15 protein-coding genes and 1 tRNA gene are annotated in these 20,890 nt (G+C 46.9%); 3 read left to right on the top strand and 13 right to left on the bottom strand.

Annotation, left to right across the window (positions count from 1 at the left end):
* Nucleotides 1–86: 86 nt before the first annotated feature.
* The 5 genes from N0M98_RS23150 to N0M98_RS33935 are packed head-to-tail and all read right to left on the bottom strand — an operon-like array spanning nucleotide 87 to nucleotide 8,208.
* Nucleotides 87–899: a TIGR02679 domain-containing protein gene (locus N0M98_RS23150; RefSeq protein ID WP_259619315.1), complete on the bottom strand. Its 813-nt coding sequence runs from the start codon at nucleotides 897–899 to the stop codon at nucleotides 87–89.
* Between the two features lie 17 nt (nucleotides 900–916).
* A complete protein-coding gene (locus N0M98_RS23145; protein WP_259619314.1) occupies nucleotides 917–5,020 on the bottom strand; it encodes a TIGR02680 family protein in 4,104 nt (1,367 codons plus the stop codon).
* Nucleotides 5,021–5,033: 13 nt separating this feature from the next.
* Entirely contained in the window at nucleotides 5,034–6,260 is a 1,227-nt protein-coding gene (locus tag N0M98_RS23140; protein ID WP_259619313.1) for a TIGR02678 family protein, read from the bottom strand.
* Between the two features lie 28 nt (nucleotides 6,261–6,288).
* On the bottom strand, nucleotides 6,289–7,824 hold the full coding sequence (locus N0M98_RS23135) for a TIGR02677 family protein (protein WP_259619312.1): 1,536 nt from the start codon (nucleotides 7,822–7,824) through the stop codon (nucleotides 6,289–6,291).
* A 48-nt stretch (nucleotides 7,825–7,872) separates the two neighbouring features.
* Nucleotides 7,873–8,208 (bottom strand): TIR domain-containing protein, encoded by a 336-nt coding sequence (locus N0M98_RS33935; protein WP_375295547.1) that lies wholly within the window; start codon nucleotides 8,206–8,208, stop codon nucleotides 7,873–7,875.
* 247 nt (nucleotides 8,209–8,455) lie between these two features.
* Here N0M98_RS33935 and N0M98_RS23130 point away from each other — a divergent pair, with 247 nt between their 5' ends.
* Nucleotides 8,456–8,911: a transposase-like zinc-binding domain-containing protein gene (locus N0M98_RS23130; RefSeq protein WP_259619311.1), complete on the top strand. Its 456-nt coding sequence runs from the start codon at nucleotides 8,456–8,458 to the stop codon at nucleotides 8,909–8,911.
* A 2,565-nt stretch (nucleotides 8,912–11,476) separates the two neighbouring features.
* Here the strand turns inward: N0M98_RS23130 and N0M98_RS23125 are convergent.
* Both N0M98_RS23125 and nrdR read right to left on the bottom strand, forming a co-directional pair.
* Nucleotides 11,477–11,549: transfer RNA gene (locus N0M98_RS23125), tRNA-Ala, on the bottom strand.
* Nucleotides 11,550–11,619: 70 nt separating this feature from the next.
* Nucleotides 11,620–12,096 (bottom strand): transcriptional regulator NrdR, encoded by a 477-nt coding sequence (gene nrdR, locus N0M98_RS23120; protein WP_259619310.1) that lies wholly within the window; start codon nucleotides 12,094–12,096, stop codon nucleotides 11,620–11,622.
* A gap of 115 nt (nucleotides 12,097–12,211) precedes the next feature.
* Here nrdR and N0M98_RS23115 point away from each other — a divergent pair, with 115 nt between their 5' ends.
* Entirely contained in the window at nucleotides 12,212–12,436 is a 225-nt protein-coding gene (locus tag N0M98_RS23115) for an alpha/beta-type small acid-soluble spore protein (protein ID WP_249865095.1), read from the top strand.
* 64 nt (nucleotides 12,437–12,500) lie between these two features.
* Here N0M98_RS23115 and N0M98_RS23110 read toward each other — a convergent pair whose 3' ends face one another.
* The 5 genes from N0M98_RS23110 to polA form a co-directional block, all read right to left on the bottom strand.
* On the bottom strand, nucleotides 12,501–13,079 hold the full coding sequence (locus N0M98_RS23110) for a lytic transglycosylase domain-containing protein (RefSeq protein ID WP_259619316.1): 579 nt from the start codon (nucleotides 13,077–13,079) through the stop codon (nucleotides 12,501–12,503).
* 2 nt (nucleotides 13,080–13,081) lie between these two features.
* Nucleotides 13,082–13,678: a dephospho-CoA kinase gene (gene coaE, locus N0M98_RS23105; protein ID WP_249865096.1), complete on the bottom strand. Its 597-nt coding sequence runs from the start codon at nucleotides 13,676–13,678 to the stop codon at nucleotides 13,082–13,084.
* Nucleotides 13,679–13,724: 46 nt separating this feature from the next.
* Complete coding sequence (ytaF, locus tag N0M98_RS23100; RefSeq protein ID WP_249865097.1) at nucleotides 13,725–14,414, bottom strand: sporulation membrane protein YtaF; 690 nt, start codon at nucleotides 14,412–14,414, stop codon at nucleotides 13,725–13,727.
* Between the two features lie 91 nt (nucleotides 14,415–14,505).
* Nucleotides 14,506–15,357, bottom strand: coding sequence for a DNA-formamidopyrimidine glycosylase (gene mutM / locus N0M98_RS23095; protein WP_259619309.1), 852 nt, complete (start codon nucleotides 15,355–15,357; stop codon nucleotides 14,506–14,508).
* Between the two features lie 18 nt (nucleotides 15,358–15,375).
* Nucleotides 15,376–18,036 carry a DNA polymerase I gene (gene polA / locus N0M98_RS23090; protein WP_259619308.1) on the bottom strand — a complete coding sequence of 887 codons (2,661 nt, stop codon included), beginning with the start codon at nucleotides 18,034–18,036 and terminating at the stop codon, nucleotides 15,376–15,378.
* A 169-nt stretch (nucleotides 18,037–18,205) separates the two neighbouring features.
* Between polA and N0M98_RS23085 the strand changes: the two genes are divergently transcribed.
* Nucleotides 18,206–18,952 carry an HAD family hydrolase gene (locus tag N0M98_RS23085; protein ID WP_249865100.1) on the top strand — a complete coding sequence of 249 codons (747 nt, stop codon included), beginning with the start codon at nucleotides 18,206–18,208 and terminating at the stop codon, nucleotides 18,950–18,952.
* Here the strand turns inward: N0M98_RS23085 and N0M98_RS23080 are convergent.
* Complete coding sequence (locus N0M98_RS23080; protein WP_249865101.1) at nucleotides 18,931–20,751, bottom strand: bifunctional diguanylate cyclase/phosphodiesterase; 1,821 nt, start codon at nucleotides 20,749–20,751, stop codon at nucleotides 18,931–18,933. The genes N0M98_RS23085 and N0M98_RS23080 overlap by 22 nt on opposite strands.
* Nucleotides 20,752–20,890 lie beyond the last annotated feature (139 nt).

The following is a 20,890-nucleotide window of genomic DNA, read 5'->3' as shown; positions in this document are numbered from 1 at the left end:
CAAACGAGTCATCCAGGGAGAATTATCTTGATTCTCCCTTTTTCTTAGTCACGAGTGGACAGCTTGTCCGTCACCATCAGGACAACTTATGCCGTCAACTGATGGACATTATGCATTAGCAGTAACACAGGAACTATCAAACTTTCATTGCTTTTAATTTCACCTGCTTTAAGTTTAAACGAAAAAATGTCATGTAATGCAGCCAAAAACAATCTACCAGCAGAATATTTTACATCAAAAAAATGTGGATCTTTAGTTATTTCCTCAGCAAAAATAGGTATTCCAATTAACTCAACATCACAATTAAATTTCTTCCAGAGCTTCTCCTTATTGATAAAGAGATTCCATAATGCCTTTGCACAATAAAATAAATCATGTTCAGCATCTCTACCATTACGCATCGTATGTCCAAGAATTTGATATCCTTTCGCCAATCCTGCTCTCAAACGCTCAAACCAATTAAATGTAATGGCACGAAAATATTCATTAGTGACACTATCCTGAATACTCTCATCTTCCGCAAAACGTACAGCCACACGATCAAATAATTCAAACCATTGATCTTCCTTAAGTTGCTTTACTTCTCTTTTGGTTAGCAGTAGTTTATCGTATAACAGCTCATACAAATCAGGGAGCTCAAGTTTGTGCCCTTGCAAAAGCTCCGCCGCAAATAACTGCAGTGGTACTTCAAGAATCGTATTAGGCCGTATGATTCCCTCTACCCAACCCCCAAAAAAGTCCTGCAGACGGCTAGCCTCTGCAAATGAACTCACTACAATTTTGGCATTGCCGCGCACTCCTCCTTGCCCCTGGTACTTCTTAAATACCGCAGCAAGCAGATTCCCTAGAAGTGGATCGCTATAATATTGCTTTGCAGTTTTGCGGAATCCAATTTCCATCTCGCATTACCTCACTGTCAACTCGTCAAAGGTGCTTCCACTAATTCTCTGCTCTTGCCGTTCCAGCGATAATGAAATAAGGTCACAACCCGAGCATCTTTAGGACGATAAATTTCGTATATAGCCAACCTTGGTACTGTATCATAACATCCCCATAATACTTGTGAAGTCATAATATAATCGAACCCCATGTCTGTCAGAAGTTCAAACATATCCCGCATATTGGCATCGTCCACACCCGCAAATGCTTCATCCAAAGAAATAATGGTTGGGGCATCATCATGTTGTGCATCACTATAACGAGAAAATGTGGCGGCAAATAAAGGAATGTACATGGCCATCGCCTTTTCCCCGCCGCTTAATACATTAAACTTAGAGTCCGTTAATTCCTTGTAGCTAGTTTGTTCTCCTTTGCGGAAGTATAACCTGAATTCAAACCAAGATCGGTAATCTAATATTTCATTTATAAAATATCTTAAAGTTCCTTGCTCATCTTCCGCATTGGCCTTTGCCTTCAAAATGCGTGTACGGAAGTGTTCAACAATAGTATCAATTTCTTCATCATTCATTCGATGAGCGTCTCTCAACAATAAATCCACAAGAGTATCAGGAGGAAGCTCCTCTTCGGTCTCCACTACTTTGGGTTCCCAATTAAGTGATAGCTGCAAGCCGCTTGAAGTATCACGTCGCTTCATTAAAACATCCATTTGGCTTACCCATTCTTTAGCACGGCGAATTCGCCCCCGAATCGCTCTTCCTACACTTCCAATTATGATTTCTTCATAAAGCTCTCTGTCTTTTTCTGTTAGCAAAACTTGTTGCTCAGCTCTCTGATTGATTAATTCCTCTAATAGTACGATAGGGGAAAGCGGGTTGGATCGATCGCGTTGGGAATGAATGACTATCCGGCCTGAAAACAAAAAATCCAATTCCAGTACATATTCGCGTAAATTGTTGCAAACCGCGTTATATACCTGCTGAAGTTCGTTTCCCAGACGTTCTTTTGTTTTATTTCCAAACTGGGCACCATAACGCCTCACGATCTGACGGCATACCTTCAGAACTTCAGTCCAATCGGAAGATTGAAATGCCGCTTCCTTCCACTCCTGCACAAGCCGCAGTTGCAATTCAGCCTTCCATAATTCCACTGAAAGCTGATACTGGTTATTACTCTTTTCATACTCATGCGAACGTACTCTTAGCTCAGCTTCCTGACTTGCTAATAATGTGATGATCTGCTCTTTCTCTTGATCTAATACGGCTAATTGGTTGTTTAAAGTTACTTTATTTTCTTTTAATTTAGTAAGCTGCTCGTAGATCTCCTTACTGCCCATTTCTAACATAAGTTTATGGAGTTGCCTAATTTGAGCTTCGTATTTTATGTTCTTTTCTTTCAAGAAAAGCTGCTGATCTTCATCTTCTTCCAGTTGCAGTATGAGTTCATTCTGCTGTTCCTTACTATTCATTTGATGTTCGGAAATCTCATTGTAACGCAACCATAAAGAGTGCAGTTCTGAAACCCTGCCACGATAATGGGGCCATATATCAAGAGCATCTCGAATTTGTTTTTCATTTTTTAAACTGGACCACTCTGCTGTTATTTCTTTTAATGACAGTTGAATTTTTCTTAGTGCATTCATCCTTTCTTTATATTGCAATTCCACTTTTTGTTCTTGATTCATCATTTCATTAAGGCGATAAGATAATTGAACTAATGTGTCAAGATGCTCCTGTAATTCCATGTCATCGGGAAAGGCATCTAGCTCAGCATGGAGAACTCGAACATGATCACCAACTCCCATTAACTGTTCATCAACATATGATATTTCATTAACCAGAAGTTCAATATTCGATTCGAGTTGGGCAATTGCTATTTGCTTGGTGCGCCGTCTTGTCTCTGCACCGATATACTCTGCCCGCTCTTTTGAAAAACCGTTTCCAGTCAAAGCTCCTAAACGAAAGCCTCCCTTACCAATTACCAACTTTTCTTCGTTCCCAACAGCATCGGAATAACCCGTTTCCCACCCTATACTGTTTAATGCGCTTTGAACATCTTCAAGAGTCAACCCACTTTCTGCCGAAGGAGTTGCACATAACACATCCGTCAGGAAGGAACCCCCTGATTTTTCAGTCGGTTCAACCCAAACCTCTTCTTCTTGCTCCCAGTCCATTTTTGAAACTTTCCCACCTGGGAATATCCACGCATCCAATAATCCGGCTTGTTCGAGTGTTTCTTCCAACCGTGCGCGTTCATTTTCAGTAAGGATTTCATTAAATTCACAAACTGAAAATAAAGGTGCGCCTGTTGAGGGTCTCCTTAATTCACGGGTACGGCTCCTTCTTTCATTACGAGCCGGTTCAGGTTCCTTGGCCGATATCCATTGCTTCAACTCTTGCTCCAACCTGGAACAATCCAACTGCAATACTTCCTTTTGATGTTGCAAACGGAGAGATTGCTCCAATAATTCTTGATTCCTGACTTTGAAAGCTTTAACTGCTGGGAAACGTACCCGTTCATATTGACGTTCTGTGAGTGTGATTGAAGATAACGCTCTCAGAGCATCACGCAAAGCTTCCTGATCAACAGGCAATTGGTTTAACTCCTGCTGCCAACAGATCAACCTTTCTCTCATTGATTCTTTAGTAATCTCAACCGCATTAACTTGCAGCCTATACTCCTCTTCAACAACCGTTCGTTGGCGATGTATCTCCCCGAAGTTTATTTCAGCCTCAGAAGCTATACGATTGGCTTCGCGTTCTTCAAGCGCGATAGTATGAGCAGCGATCAGTTTTTCTTTATGTTGTCCAAGGTCTTTTATCCAATGATGAGACCATCTATCATCATCCGGGATACCTTTTAACCACATACCGTGATAAATATCGTGTTCTCTAAACTCTAGGACTCGTGCGGTATCCTCAAGTTCATCTATTACACTGGTCCGTTCAATTACAAGTTGTTCTATCTTGTCTTGTGCTTTTGCAACATCCACTTTTATACGTGATAAATTGGTTGAATTTCTTCTCATTCGTTCATCAAGATCGGCTAGCTGCTTGTTTGTTTCCTTAAACTGCTCTTCCGCATGTTCCAATTCCCGTTGCTTGCCTATCACTTCGCTACGATTCAGAACATCTAACTCCGCTTCTATCGACTTGAGCATCGCTTTTCTGTGATTAATAGAAGAAATATTATTAGCTTGCTCGTCCTTCGTAGTTTGGACTTTCTTGTTTAATTCATTAACTTCCTTTTCTAAGCTTTCACATACTTGATATTGATTCAACACCTCTTCAGAATGCTGCCTTATTAGAAATTGATTATATTCGGTATATTTCTCACATAATTTTCCCATGTCTTTTACATGTATATGAAGTTCATCCAATCGATCCGTAATTTCATCCATGTCTTCTATCACATCTGAGAGAGGATTCAAATCGTCTTCCATTATGGGTGGTAAAGCATTTTTCAAGATTTCATACATAGAAGAAGGTTTAAAATCTTTGGAAAGCTTGGGACTTCTCAACTCTAATAGCAGCTTTAACAAATCTTTGTAAGAATCCACATCCTGAAAACCAAACAAAGCCTCGTTGACCATCTCTCGGTACATACTCTGCTCTTGTACCACTTTACCTCCTGAGTCGATCAAATCACCTAGTTCTTTTCTGGTCAGTGGAATCTTACTCTTTTGCTCGATCCATAATGAACGATTATATAAATAGATATCGCGATTAATTCTTCTTCCATCTTCTAATAAGAACCCCCAGAAGCCTAACTGCGCTGCACCGCGGCGTGCCCGAACGCCAATACCAATCGTTTTGTATAAATTTTTAGCTGGGTGATAAAATTCAAGCCATAAATATCCTGTTCGCTCCGTATGCCCGTTCTCATTATCGCCTAATAAATAATATTCAAGTTTGCGATCCCGAGATCCGAAAGGGTCCAGTCGCTCCGGCCGTTTGTCCCCATCCAGGACCAAGGGGATAAAGCTCTGCATTGTAACAGATTTCCCTGAACCGTTGGTTCCTCGTAAAATTAACCGCCCTTCTTCAAACTGGAATTCTTCTTCATCGTAATACCAGAAATTCAAAATACCTGCCCTATTCATGCGCCATCTTTGCAACGCCAAGGCCGTTCCCTCCCTATAAGTCCATTTCCCCTGTTCCGTACTGGGCTACCCATCTACCCGCCACCGCCCATAAAGTAAATAGAGTTGAATCTTCCCATTCCCCAAATCCCCATTCAATCATATGCAAAAATATTTGTTCTGCTAATTCAGATGATTTCATCTTTCTTTGATCATTAGTCCAATATTCCCCATACTGCTCCTTTAGTTGAATCAAGATGCGTTCCATATGTGGCCGGGTTATATGTACATCCAGATTATGCGGGATTTTTTTTATAGATTCTGAAATGACCTCTTGCCGAATTTGCCCCAATACGAGCATCACAAGATCCGAAATAGACGCTAATGTTGGAAACACCTCTGCTTCCGTGCTAAGAGTTGGCTCAAAAAAAAGAATCCCTTCGTGATATCTGCTCCCTTCCCAGCCAAACATTAATTTTATTTGATTAATCAAATGATTTTTTTGCCCATGAAAATAAAACAAATCCTCTTTCCATTGTTCATCAAGGACAACTGGCTCCAACAAATAGCGCCTGTATAGACGGTGCCTTCTCTTTCGATTCTGTTCTTCAAGATTATCTTCATAGATCATGGCTTCACTCATTTGCATCATATCCGTATAAGCAGCAAGTTCTTTATTTAGATGCCGCAGGACATATCTTGAGTATGAAGTGACTTCGTACAAAACATTATATTTCTCATTATCCATAGCCCAATCTGCTTCTGTTCCATCTACTGCCTGTATAACTTGGAGGTTCTTCAATTTTTTTAGAGCTCTTGCCATGGACAACCGATGGTAGTAATTTCTCCAATCAACATTCATTCCCATTTCTGTCATGGAATCCCGAACTTCTTTTATAAGATCTGTTAACAAGAACTGTTCTTGTTCCGTTCTGGCTTCCAAAAACCATAAGCAAAAAGTGAACAAAGAGTAGTCCAGCGGTTCTCTAAACTCCTGAAATCCCATCCACGAATAAGCAACTTCCGGTACTTTTTCCAGTTTGGCTAATTTCCCATTGATGATGAGATTGTAACCGGTATAATGCCAAAACCATTCTCTGAGCGTCTGGTATTGTTCTTTAATCCAATAATACAATTGAGAATCTGTCTCCTTGGCTATCCAAGGACGGTTTAATAACGCATTCATGCACATTTTTTTTCGGTTCGAAAATTCATCCTTGTCTATGATATTGGATCGTTTTTTCTGTTTCTTTTTCCCAACTTTTATCGTCTCCAGTATCATCTCCCCCTTTATTTAGCCATTTTGCTTGTTATTCTTTATTTTCCCACTGAAGTAAATTGTGCCAATTGATCTTGTCAATAACGGTAAATGTAAATTTATAATTAATGAGTTCAAGTGTGCCATCCTCGCACAATAAATTAGCGCGTTCCTCATCAACTGGTTTTGTTAATTGAATTTGTACGCCTTCAGAACTTTGAAACATAAAATGGGGAGCAGCATTACATCGACCAATCCACTCAAGTAATTGAAGTCTTGCGGTAGTTGGTAACTTTTCAATCTGGGATACGCTGATGCTTTTCCTTTCCACCATTTTTTTTAGAAATTGAAGTTCCTGCTTCTGTTTTTTTATAAATTCAATTTTTAATCGTTCTTTCTCTTCGGTATTGTCAATGGCTGCTTCTATGTCATGACGATCGTGCCTCTTCCTGCTTCTGGAGCGCAGCGTCTTTACAATAGGAGTCTCCAACCACATCGACATCCCCGCGCTATCTGAGTCTCGGGTATCTTCTCCGTGAAAGTGTCGAGTTGGAAATAGGCCAAAAGTATACGCTGCGAGCTTATGGGCAGATTCAAGACTATCCATTTTATAAAACCACTGTCCCAGAAATTCCAAGTCCTTTCTTCGACTAATGATAGAACGCTTTTTTTCCTGAATTCGCAATGCACTTCGAACCATTTTCATTATTGCTTCTTTCGTAGCTCGTTCCAATAGTTGCATTTCACTAATCGATCCGAATTCACCTTGAAACCATTTGTTGAGTATACCCCACTTTTCAACCAGTTCGGTGTAATACTCCTCCTTAGAAATGGTCTCTTCCAGCTTAGGAATTCTCCATTCGTCTTCCGTTACAGATGTCAAAAAAATATCTTTTACTCCACCAGTAACTTGAGCAAGGTTACCTTCAATTTTATAAGAACGCCGCTGCAACGCATGTACAAAATCTCTTAAATAATTAGTAATGGCATCTTTATATATCAAAAAAGCATCTGTGACCATTAGCTCTTCTGCCTTTCCCGTCTGGAGACTAGCTATGTAATCAACTGATGCTTCATGAACCTTTTGGAATGATTCATTTAGTGTATTCCAAAGTTCTAAAGCTTCCCCCTTCTCATAAGTACCCGATTGACTTCTAATTTTAAATAGCGTATTCGCTATGGTATCAAACAAAGTTGGCTCTAAAGATCCTCCGTATCCCCGAACAGACTCCAAGTTTTCCAACAAGCGCTCAATTTCAATGGAATAAGGTGTCAAAAGATATTGAAATTTTTTCTTCAGATATTCTTCAACGGAAGTAGCACGTTCTCCATAATGCCGTGAAGTTAAGTTTCCCCATTCCACTAATTGTTCCAAATCAAGTTGACATTGCTCAAAAGTATAATTTTTAAGCACTTTCCAAGACACTACTTCTTCGAATATTTGCTCAGGTTTAAGCCAATAATTCAGCTTTTGATACTGCTGGTACAAAAATTTCATGATGGCACGGTATCGAGTCACATTATCTGCATTAATATACTTCAACTCGGGAACGCCTCTTAGAGAATGTAAATCATTTTTTTGGCTCAAGACAACCTCCTAAGGTTTATGGCATTTTTACTTCTTCAAAGAATGCAGTCACGTTATGATCTCAATTTCCGCCCGGTACTCCTTATTAAGATCACAATAAATCAATACTTGCAAGTCTGAAGCAATATCCGCTCTCCCTCTTCGACAAATGATTGTCCTTTCTCTACCTAAAGCGTTTACAAAAATACCGTAATCAATAAGTACGTTGGCCCTTGGCTGCAAGAAAATATCGCTCCTATACCATACAGGGTCGTCTTCATTAAAAATTAAGATTTCTGCATCTACCTGCCTACTTATTTCTTTTATGCTGTCCAACATGTATCTGCCTAGCGGGAAAATACCCGGTTTGTTCCACGCGGATGGCCCAAGTCCTTCATTTTCCATAATCATTCTACTTTTCTAATAACCTGTAAGGAACTTTGCGAACTGGAGCTGCTCAACACTCATACTGTCCCCCCTTCCTAAAAGCATCGTCGGGACCGATTTACATCACATTCCCAATAGTACATTATTTAGGGGTAATTGACTATAGATCAACACCATGCATATCCTTATTTGGAAATTAATTGTGGATATTCATTACAAAACCTGGTACAGTATTAATAATATATTTCAGGAGATGAAGTTTGATATGAATGTACTTGAGGAAATCCAAAAAACCTTGGAACGTCATGAGGAATTGGGGAAAAACGAGTTGGTCATTCTTAAACGACTTTTAGCAGGAACTCTTGATCGCGTATCAAAAAAACTTCAACCTCATACTCCTAAGCGTAAAAATGCTTACCCCGCCTGCCCTCACTGTTCTTCCGCGAATGTAGTCAAACATGCTAATATCCCGACTCCGCGCTTTCGTTGCAAGGTATGCAAGCATACTTTTACAAAACATCGACAGCTTTTAAAATATAGAAGACAAAAACCAATGAAGTTTATCGACCTTATTGTACTTACCTATACTACAGACATGACCATCGCAGAGATTGTCAAGGAAATTGGTATAACCCCTAAAACTTATTATGTTTGGAGGGAGGATCTTGTCTCCATTCTCCCTCAATTAGCAGAAAAACTGAACAATCAACGCAAAAAGTAGCTTTTTTTTGTTCCCTACCATGGTTTTGTGAATATTTAGTGCAATATCAAAACAATTTATAAAAAAATCGTTATCCACGTTTAATTTCATTTTATATATTTTAACCTAACTTATATATTTATTACTCAACTTTCACAACTTGAAATTGGCAAATAGACATTGATGAGCTTGGTAAAGCGGTGATCCACTTCTGGAGTTGACATTGAATAAGATCAGCAAGTTTTCCATCCCTTCACTGCGACTTCGTTAACTGACGCAGCCAAGCATAGTAGCCATTCAGCACCGGACGGCTTTACTTCTCGTCTGCCTTCGCCGTTCTTCAAGCGATACTGTGAATACCGATGGTAAAATTACCAATATAATCGTTTGAACCCCCCCACTAATAACGGACAGTGTCTCTTCGGGAGGAGAGATCAGATTGTTGAAAAAGCCCCGATTTTGATATGCTCCCCTTGTGGTAAACAGTTTTATTATTTCAACTGTCCACCACAAGGGGAGCAGTTTTCATGTCCCATAAAGCAAAAACATCAGGATTAGAAAAGATAGCGGATATTGAGAAATATCTTCGTAGGAAAAAATTCACTTCATCATTTGGCTGTTCTTTTAGACGTTTCTTACCCATCCATCAACAATGGCTTCAAACTTACCAATCGTTAGGTCCAGACAGACTACTGCAATCCAACAACTTATTACATTAACCATCGACACCAGAAAAGACTAAACAATAATGGTGCCTTAGGAATACAGCCAATATCTTCAAAGTTCAGGCGACATAAAAATAACACTAACCATAATGTTAGCGATTAGTGTCAGATTTTTTGTTTCCCACTATCTACTCAACAGAAGGTAGTTTCAAAATCCCTATGTTTAAAGGATTTTACATTATGGAGCCTAGGGAATCGCCTCCCTGATCTTACCGCTCACCACTGCCAGTGGAGGGAATGGTTTTTGTACGTCAAGGAAAGAGGGCAGGAAATCCTTGTGGACAAGGCTTTTTTGAGTTCTATGCCTCTACGTTCGAGTGCGCCGCGGCACTCAGAAATTGACCAAATACATTTGGAATTTGGACGAGTCTGTACGTTTCCTCAAGCTTTGCGAGAAGTATGAACTGTATCTTGCATTTCTGCTGGCGCTGACAACCGGGATGCGAGAATCGGATATATTGGACTTAGAGAGAGGTGTGCTTTATGTTCGTCAAACCCTTAGCCATGACGGTAACAGATATATCAAAATACAAAAACTAAATCCAGTACTCGAACGATTACGCTATTTGAAGAAACAGAAATGAAATATGAGAAGAAAAGATGTGCCGCTGGAGCATTTTTTCGAAACAATGATCTAATCGTTTGAACCAAGATTGGAACCCCTGTCAATCCCCGCAATTTGCTCCGCACATTTTATGCCCTGATGATGAAGGCTGATGTGCCAAAAATCCGATTCCATGACCTTAGACATACTGTAAGCTACCCTAATGCTGAGCCGTAACATTAATCCCAAGGTCGTAAAGGAAATATTGGGCCATTCCGATATTCGCGTCACCTTGGATACGTACAGCCATGTGCTCTCTTCCGTTCACAAGGAAACAGCGCAACAGTATGGCAACATGCTTATTGGGACGGAGCAAGAGAACAAGAGCCTCGAAGCTTCATTCTTCGTCCAGCCAAGCAGTTTATTCGATGGTTCTGAATCGTCAATGACGATTCAATAATTCGTTCCCAAACTGCTGACCGCCTTTCAGCGGAGCATTCGAAGGAGAACAAAAAAATCGCCCTGCCTTCAAAAGAGGACAGGGCGATTGCTTTTCTTTGAGAAAAAATATGTTCTGAGTGAAGCACGATGGCTTGAGAAAAAGCCGAAATCTCATCAAAAAATTCCTCATTGTGACCAAACGTGTGACCACGCCCTCAAATCATCCCTATCTAGGCAAAGAAAAAACCGCTAAACACTCGAAAACCCTTGTGTTTAGCGGCTTTATTCATTATGGAGCCTAGGGGGATGTTTGAATCCTTCATCTTTCCTGCTGACGAAGCTTACTCGCTGATGACAACCTTAGCGGTAGTTTCAAACGCCGTGCTCGTCCGCTCCTTCCTGCGCGCGGACTGAACCCTCGGGGTTCGGCCCCGCAGGCAAATAAAAAAACGCCACTACGGTAATCGTAGTGACGCTTTTTTTATGGAGCCTAGGGGGATGTTTGAATCCTTCATCTATCCTGCTGACGAAGCTTACTCGCCGATGACTACCTTAGCGGTTGATTCCAACGCCGTGCTCGTCCGCTTCGCTCCCTGCGCGCGGACTGAACCCGCGGGGTTCGGCCCCCGCCTAGGCATAAAAAAATCCCCGGAACCCTAATTGGTTCCGAGGACTTTTTTTATGGAGCCTAGGGGGATGTTTGAATCCTTCATCTTTCCTGCTGACGAAGCTTATTCGCCGATGACTACCTTAGCGGTTGATTCCAACGCCGTGCTCGTCCGCTTCGCTCCCTGCGCGCGGACTGAACCCTCGGGGTTCGGCCCCGCAGGCAAATAAAAAAACGCCACTACGGTAATCGTAGTGACGCTTTTTTTATGGAGCCTAGGGGGATCGAACCCCTGACCTCATCGCTGCCAGCGATGCGCTCTCCCAGCTGAGCTAAGGCCCCGCGGCGACAAGAATGATAATATCACAGGTGCAATAAGCTTGTCAACAGTTTGACTCGCTGCACCTGCAAATTATTTTTTTTCATCGCCTACCTGATGCTTGGACAAGATGTCCGTAAGCTCTCGCATGAACATACTGATGTCCTTGAATTGACGATACACGGAAGCAAAGCGGATATAAGCGACCTCATCCACAGGGTACAGTTGCTCCATGACGATCTCGCCGATTTCCCGGCTGTCGACCTCGGCGCTGGCGGTGTTGCGGATTTGCTTCTCCACTTCGGAGACGATCATGTCGAGCTGCTCGACGGATACCGGACGCTTCTCGCAGGCGCGTATAAGACCGCGCAGCATCTTCTCGCGGCTAAATTCTTCGCGGCTGCCGTCTTTTTTGATTACGATAAGCGGGGTTTCCTCCACCATCTCGAACGTGGTGAACCGCTTGGCGCATCTTTCGCATTCTCTGCGGCGCCGGATCGATTTATTCTCATTGGCCGCGCGGGAATCCAGTACTTTCGTTCCGGAATAGTCGCAATAAGGGCATTTCATTTTTCAATATCTCTCCTCTTGATTACAAATGAACAATTATTGCCAGTGAATCCCTGTAATGAACTTCTGTGAAAAGCACATAATAGGATTACAAACGACAAGGAGGTGAACAGACATGGGTGCAGGACAATCTCGAAGCAGCAACCAATTGGTTGTTCCACAAGCTAACGCAGCTTTGGATCAACTGAAGTATGAAGTAGCACAGGAATTGGGTATCGCCATTCCTCAAGACGGTTACTACGGTAACATGGCTACTCGTGACACTGGTGCTATCGGGGGACATATTACACGTCGCCTGGTACAAATCGCCGAGCAAACACTTGCTGGCGGGAACCGATAGGTAAAGGTTAGAGAAGTATTGGACAAAGCTTCCGTGAAGGGGCCTGTCCAATACTTCTTTACTTTCAAGAAGCCATTCCCCAATCCTTCGCGTATAACTTGTGATACTTATTATAATAATACAAAACACGCTGAATGTAATGTCTCGTTTCTCCATACGGGATCGAATTCGAATTTTCCAAGGTTCCGTCCCACTCTCTGTTTTGAATCCATCTGGTTACTTTGCCTTGCCCGGCGTTATATCCGGCTATAATAGCGACCGTATTGCCGTTGAACTCCTTATGGAGCCAGTTAAGGTACCAGGTTCCGAGCTCTATGCTGACAGAAGGATTGTCCAGATCGTTTTTGAACGAAGGAGAGAACTTGCCGGCATCCACAATCCACTCGGTCGTATCGGGCATAAGCTGCATGAGACCGTAGGCGCCTTTTTTGGATGAAATATTCGTTTTATAATTGGATTCTACTCGAATGATAGCTGCAACCAATAGCGGATCGACCTCGTAAGTTTGGGCATGCTGCCTTATTTCTTCCTCATAACGGATAGGATACAACCATTTTCCGACCTTATCGCTGCTGATAAACATGAGGATCACGAAGGTGATGAAAAGTAGAGCAAACACTCGCTTTTTCCGCCAAAAGCTGATGCTCATAGCAGCCTCCTTCCCTTTAGAAACGCCTCCACCTGGTATTCCGTCTGCACAAGCGTTCCTTGATTGTCTATGAGAATGTCGGCCATCGCTTTTTTGTTTTCGATATCCATTTGTGCTTGAAGACGGGCCTCAGCCTGTTCTTCCGTCAGCCCATCGCGCGACATAAGCCGCTTGAGCTGCTCTGTTCTGGGTATGTACACGACCATGACGGCCTCGAACATGGATTGCAGCCCCGATTCGTATAACAATGGCACGTCCACCACGACAAGCTTGTCCGGGTGCTGCCGTTCGTATTGCTCCATTCTCTCCCGCATCAGGGCGCGGATCGAAGGGTGCATAATGCCCTCCAAATCCTTACGCGCCTGCGGGTTGCCGAATACCGCCTCACCCAGCTTTTTGCGGTGCAAAGAGCCGTCGGGGAGCAGCATGTCCGCGCCGAAGCGTTCCACGACCAACTGCAGCACGGGGCTACCCGGCTCCACGACTTCCCTGGCAATGCGGTCGGCATCAACCAGCATCGCCCCGCGCCGCACCAGCAAATCCGCTACAGTGCTTTTGCCGCAAGCGATGCCTCCGGTTAAACCGATATTCATATACATTCTCCTACGAAAAAAGTTAGTAATCGCCTGCTGTTTTTCACTACATCAATTTCATGATACCCATAACAATCAATACAAATCCGGGGAATACCGATAATCGGCGAATCCAAAATAATTCCGAATACTTATAACCTATTCGTAAGCCGCTCGCCAGGAAGGTCCCGCTGGCCAATGCAATGACAGCCGAAGTCAGCAGCGGGGCAAAACCGATCAAAGCCGCCCCGATCCCCGCGCCGAAGGCGTCCAAGGATAAAGCGACGCCGAGCAGCAGCGCTTCGTACGGCGAAATGTTGCCGGAGCGGTCCATATCCGCGATAGACGGCTTGCGCAATATTTGAATGACCAAGCCGAGTCTTTTCAACTCGATGTAAAATACTTCCCGCGGACTTGGAGCGGCGGATTCCTCCAACGAAGCCTCCGCCGGCCCTACCGGCTGGGGCAAGCCGTCCTCTTCGTCTTTTTTCTTCGATACGACCTGGTAGACGGCCCAAATTCCGATGCCGATCAAGATGACGCCGCCGATCGCTTTGGCAAATTCAGGATCGACGAAGCGGCTGATAAACACGCCGATCTGCATGGACACATAAATGATGCATCCCGAACAAAGCGATATAATCGCCACCGATAACAGCGGCATTCGGATTTTGCGCAAACCGTACATGACGCCTACGCCGAATCCGTCCAGACTGACAGCCAGAGCCAGTATCAACAAGGAGACAAAAGGCAGCATGGAACTTCCCCTCCCGACCGTTTTACTCCTACTATATGGCATAGATGGGCGGAGGGTGCAGCCTACTCGTCGTACGTTTGCCCGCAGGCGGTTACGCCTTGCGGCTTCGTTGCTTCTTCAAGGGCTGACAGTTCGGGCAAACATGCGTCCCCCGTCCTGCCACCACCGACTTCTCAATGTGCGCCCCGCAAACCGGGCAAGGCTCGCCTTTATGCCCGTACACTTTGAGCTGATGCTGGAACAAGCCGATCTCGCCTTGTCCGTTCACATAGGACTTGACCGACGAGCCCCCGGCGGCAACCGCATCGTTCAACGTGCTGAGTATCGCCTCGTATAAGGAAGCCAGCTCCTGCCGCGACAAGGAGCCCGCTTCCCGCTCGGGGTGAATCCCGGCAAGAAATAGGGACTCATCCACATAAATATTCCCGAGCCCTACGATATATTCCTGATTCAGCAGGAGCGGTTTAATCTTGGTCGAGCGCCCCGCCAGCTTGCTCTTGAACGCCTCGAGCGTGAACGCATCGTCCAGAGGCTCCAAACCCAGCTTCTTCAGCGGCTGTTCCTCCAGCTCCTGACCTAACGGGAACAAATGCATCGTCCCGAATTGGCGCACGTCCTTATATCTCAATTCGCTGCCGTCGGTAAAATGAAACACCACGTGCGTATGCGTCTCCAGCGGATCTTTGCTGTCGTAGACGCCGTACCGCCCTTCCATGCGCAAATGCGAAACCATTGTATAGTTGTCCATCAGAAAGCGGAGAAATTTGCCCCGCCGCTCGACGGAGCGTATCGTTTCGCCCTGCAGCATCATGCTGAACTCCAGCGGTTCTTCCGGCCGCTGAATAATTCTGCGCAAATGCACCGTGACATTCCCTATCGTCTTCCCGACGACCAGCTGACTTAATGTTCGTTTGACTGTTTCGACCTCCGGAAGCTCCGGCATGTTGTTTCACCTCGGTTATTACTTGGCTTCGTACCAGTTGGAGCCGGTATCGACTTCCACTTTCAGCGGCACATCCAGCTTCAGCGCATTCTCCATCACTTCCGCCACCGCCGTTTTCATCGTTTCGATTTCGTCTTCGGGCACTTCGAACACCAATTCGTCATGCACCTGAAGCAGCATCCGGCTGCGCAAGCCGTCGCGCTTCAATCGTTCGTCCATCTGCACCATCGCCAGCTTGATAATATCCGCCGCGGTGCCCTGAATCGGCGTATTCATCGCCGTACGTTCGGCGAAGGAGCGCAGATTGAAATTGGATGCGGTAATCTCAGGCAAATAGCGGCGGCGCTGCAGCAGCGTCGTGACATAGCCATCCTGGCGCGCTTTTCGGACGATATCGTCCATATATTGGCGAACGCCCTGGAACACGGCAAAATATTGCTCGATAAACTGCGCCGCTTCTTTACGGGTAATATTTAAGTTCTGCGACAGACCGTAATCGCTGATACCGTAGACGATACCGAAATTGACGGCCTTCGCCTGCCTTCTCATATTGGAGTCCACTTGCGACTCGGAGACGCCGAACACATCCATCGCCGTCTTCGTATGGATATCCAGGTCGTGGAGGAACGCCTCCATCAGCTTCTCATCCTGGGATATATGCGCAAGCACCCTCAGCTCGATCTGCGAGTAATCCGCAGTCAAGATCGACCAGCCCGGCTTTGAGGGAACGAAGACTCTGCGGATTTTGCGGCCTTCCTCCAGACGGATCGGAATGTTCTGCAGATTCGGATATTGGCTGCTGAGCCGCCCGGTCGCCGCGATCGTCTGCCGGTAATAGGTATGCACCTTGCCGGTATCTTTGCGCACCTCCTTGAGCAGCCCTTCCACATAAGTAGATTGCAGCTTGGACAGCGTGCGGAAATGCAGAATATGGCCAATGACCGGATGATACGGCTCCAGCTTTTCAAGCACTTCCGCATCGGTAGAATAACCGGTCTTGGTCTTCTTTACGGTAGGAAGCTGCAGCTTCTCGAACAACACTTCGCCGAGCTGCTTAGGCGAGTTAATATTGAACTCCATCCCTGCGGCGTCATAGATCGAATGCATAATCGTCTCCAGCTGCGAGCCCAGCTCTTCGCCGTACTGCTTGAGCGCTTCCGTATCGACCTCGATGCCCTTCTCCTCCATCGCGGCAAGAACGCTTGCCAGCGGCTGCTCGAGCCCGTAAAACAGCTGATGCATGCCGCTTTCTTCCAGATCCCGTTTCATCGGCTCCGTCAGCTGATGAATCGCCGCCGCCTTGCGGCATAAATAGTCGCATAGAACGTCCAACGCGGGAATTTGGAATTTGGCTCCCTTGCCGAATACATCCTCATCCGCTTTAAGCGCCGGCAGTCCGTACTTGACGGTAAGACCGTTAAGCGTAAGCGCCGACTCCGTAGGATCGAGCAAATAAGCGGCAAGATGCACGTCGAACTCCGTTCCGCGCAGATGAATGCCGCGCCATGCCAGCAAGATCTCGGCGCGATGCTGATCGTAGACGGCCAGCGCTTTGTCCGAGGACTCAAGCCACGCCTTCACGGCTTCCGCTTCTGCAGTGCCTTCCTGCAGCCGCTCGAACGGCACATAATAGCATTTGGCCTCCGTATACAGCGCCAAACCGATCATCTCCGCGTTATGCGGATTATCTCCGGCCGCTTCCACATGCAGCGCCGTTACCTGAGGCAGGATGCCGACCAGCTCGGCCATGTCGTCTTCGCCGACAACCGCCGCTTCGATAGAAGCCTGCTCCCGCCCGGCTTCAGCCGAATCTCCTCCGGAGAAATCCATCTTCTCAAGCAGCGATTTGAACTCCAGCTTGCGGAACATGCCCGCCAGAGCTTGTCCTTCGTAACCGGAGTAAGCCAGCTCCTCCCACTGCGTCGTCAGCGGCACTTCACGGTAGATCGTCGCCAGCTCCTTGCTCATTCGGGCCTCGTCCGCATGCTGCTCGACTTTCTCCTTCATCTTGCCTTTGAGCTGAGCGGCGTTCTCAAGGACGCCTTCGACGGACTCATACTCGTGCAGCAGCTTCAGCGCCGTCTTCTCACCAACGCCGGGAATGCCCGGGATATTATCCGAGGCGTCGCCCATCAGCCCTTTCAAATCGATAATTTGATGCGGCTTAAGACCGTACTTCTCCTCAATCAGCGCCTTATCGTACAGCTCAACCTCGGTAATGCCCTTGCGCGTCAGCGCGATCTTCACGCGATCCGAGACAAGCTGAAGCATATCTTTGTCTCCGGTGACAACGATCACCTCGATATCGCCTTTCTCGTCGGCAATGCGGGTCAGCGTACCGATAATATCGTCGGCTTCGTACCCTTCCAGCTCGAACTGCGCCATACCGAAGGCGCGGATCAAATCGCGAAGCAGCGGAAACTGCTCGGACAGCTCGGGCGGCGTCTTCGCCCTTCCGCCTTTATATTCTGCATAGTCTTTATGTCGAAACGTCACCTTCCCCGCATCGAACGCCACGAGGAAATGGGTCGGCTGCTGCTCTTCCAGCAGCTTGAGCAGCATCGTCGTAAATCCGTACACCGCATTCGTATGCAGTCCGCTGGAGTTGCTGAGCGGCGGCAATGCATAGAACGCCCGATTGGCAAGACTGTTGCCGTCAATCAATATCAATTTCGACACGCGCTACACCTCATTTTTTTCATAACATCACATACTCCATGATAGCATAGGACAACGAAAGAAAAAAAGCTTACGTCCACTTTGCCCTTCATAGGGGTGACGCCGACGCCCGTAGCATAAGCATAGATTATAAGGCGATGCTTTTCGCGTAAACGGAGGTAGAACGTTTATGAGCACCTCAACCCGTACAGCAGGCAAAAAGGCGATCTGTTTCGATGTCAATCAAACGTTGATTCATCAAGGCATTCACTTCGAGCAGGCCTTCCGTTCCGTATGGAACGATTACTACTCCCGCTCGGTCCAAGGCAGCTTTCCGACGGCGGAAGCGCTTTGGAGCAAGTACCAGTTTTACTGGCAGCAGCATAAAAAAAATAAAACCGCCCGCCTCCAGCTCGACGACCTGCAGCAGCAGTGCCTGCAAAGCGCCATTAAGGAGCTCGAAGTCCCGGTTCATCAGCAGTTCGCCCGCGATTTCTTCCAGCTTGTCCGCAGAGAGAGGCTGGCGGCCAGGTCGCTCGCTCCCGGCGTGGAAGAAACGCTCCGGTCGCTGGCACCCCGATTCAAGCTGGCGATCATCAGCAACAGCCCGCGCAGCGAGGTCAAGCATTTGCTGGAGCGGTTTGGGCTCCATGATTTTTTCCCCGAGGACCGGATCTTCACCGCCCAGCACAGCTCGGAGAAAAAACCGAACGTTCCCTTGTTCAAAACCGCGATCAGAACGCTCGATCTGTCGCCGCGGCAGCTGGTGATGGTCGGTAACTCCTGGAAGCATGACGTGTGCGGCGCCACCAAAGCCGGGCTCGATGCGGTCTGGGTGCAAAGCGGGGCCTCGGCCAAAAAAATTACTCAACAAAAGCTCGGAAAACGAAACGTGTACTGCATACAGCAGATGGATCAGCTGCTCGAATTGTTCTGAACGTCTTCCCCTCCAAGCCCGATGCGTTCGGAACGGAAGGCGCTGCCGATGACGCTTTTGGACTGTTTTTTCAGCTTGGCGGCGACTTGGGAAATTTGCTCCGGCGTAACGGCCGCTTCCCGCTCGCACAAAATCAGCGATAACGAGACGGTTACGCTTTTCGCCTCTACCCGGTTGCCGCTGCGGTCCTCCACGAAGATCCCTTTGTCGCCTTCCACGAACAGGCAGGCACCTTGATCGAACCGCCTTATCAATTCCTTGCACAGCTTCTCGGGCTGCTCGGCCGAGGTGATGACGATGAAGTCGTCGCCTCCGATATGGCCGACAAAATCGAACGGATGGCCGCAGACCACGACCGACTGCTGAATAATATCCGCCGCAAATTGAATAAGCTGATCGCCTTTTTGAAATCCGTAGCGGTCGTTAAACCATTTGAAATAATCCAGGTCGGCATAGATGACCGCAAACCGTTTATTGTCCGAGAGGCGCTTGTTCAGCTCGCGGTAAATCTGGATATTGCCCGGCAGTCCCGTCAGCGGGCTGGCCACCTTGGCGTTCTCCATCCGGGCGTTCGTAATGCATTCCAGGATCGCGCGGATCGAGGCGGCTCCGGCCATTCGCCCTTCGCGCGTAATCACGACCAGGTCGTACAAGTTGTTGATGGCCCGGGAAGTCGCCAGCGTGGAGACCGTTTCTACCGGCATGTGCTCATCGACGATCAGCGGATGCGCATCCATGAATTGATCGATCGTTCGATGCCAGAACAGCGAGAACCCGTACTGCCCGGCCAACTGCTGGAACAATCGCTCCCGCATCATTAAGCCTACCGGGATGCCGTCCGATACGATGACGACGCCTTGGGCATTCAGATGATTTTTAAAGTAATCGGCAACCTCGGAAATTTGCGTCTGGCGGTCGAACGCAGCGGCCGGCGAGCACAAATCCCCTATCGTCCAGGCGCTGCCGGCCGTATCGTGAATTTTTCTGTGCTGCACGATATGACGCACCAGCCGGTCGCTGACGACGGCCTGCTCCGATCCGGGGGCGCCGAGCAAATAGCCTTGGCCGTAATGAACTCCCATCCGGGTCAAATAAAGCAGTTCCTCCTGCTGCTCGATGCCTTCGGCGATCATTTCAATACCGAGCTTGCGGGCAAAAGAGACGAACGTCTCCAAAATGGCTTCCTTCGTCTTATGATGTTGAACCCCCTGCACCAAAGAGCGGTCCACCTTAATAAAATCCGGCTGCAGCTCGGCTATCGCCTGGAGCGAGGAATAGCCCGCCCCGGCGTCGTCGATCGCGATCCGGTAGCCTTGATTGCGATAATGCTCCAATATTCTCTTCGCAGCCGAGAAATCTTCGATCGAGCTTCGTTCGGTCAGCTCGAATACGATCCGCCCCGGGTCCATCCCCTTGGCCTCCAGCAGCTCCAGCGTTCGGCCCGGAACGAACTGCGGATCGTTCAATACGGCTGCGGATATGTTAAGAAACAACAGCTCGCGGCCTTCTGCAAAGAACGCGCCGCGGATCGCCTTCTCTCTCGCCAGTCTGTCGAGCGGGTAAAGCAATCCGGCCCGCGCTGCGGAAGAGAACAGGCGGTCCGGCGAATGAAGCGGGCTGCCGGCGGGCCCGCGGGTCAGCGCCTCATAGCCTAAGATCCCGCCGTCTCTAAGCGAAACGATCGGCTGATAAACGGAATGGATTCGCTGGCATTGCACGATGTCCCCGATGTCATGTTCACCGATTTCAAATTCCGGGCGTTGCTCCGCCCCGTAAGAGTCCGGTTTGCTAGTGGTCATGCTCCTCATCCCCGCCTCACCGCTAAGTAGTTGTCGATTGCAGAAACGGCGTTTCTCTCGCGCCTTATCCCGCCTATATACCTACTTGCACTATAGCATAGGAAATTTATCTCAGTGTTAAAGTCCTATTCGGATTTTG

Source organism: Paenibacillus doosanensis (assembly GCF_025060755.1).
Lineage (GTDB): Bacteria > Bacillota > Bacilli > Paenibacillales > NBRC-103111 > Paenibacillus_S > Paenibacillus_S doosanensis.
This window is presented reverse-complemented; position numbering and strand designations above follow the sequence as displayed.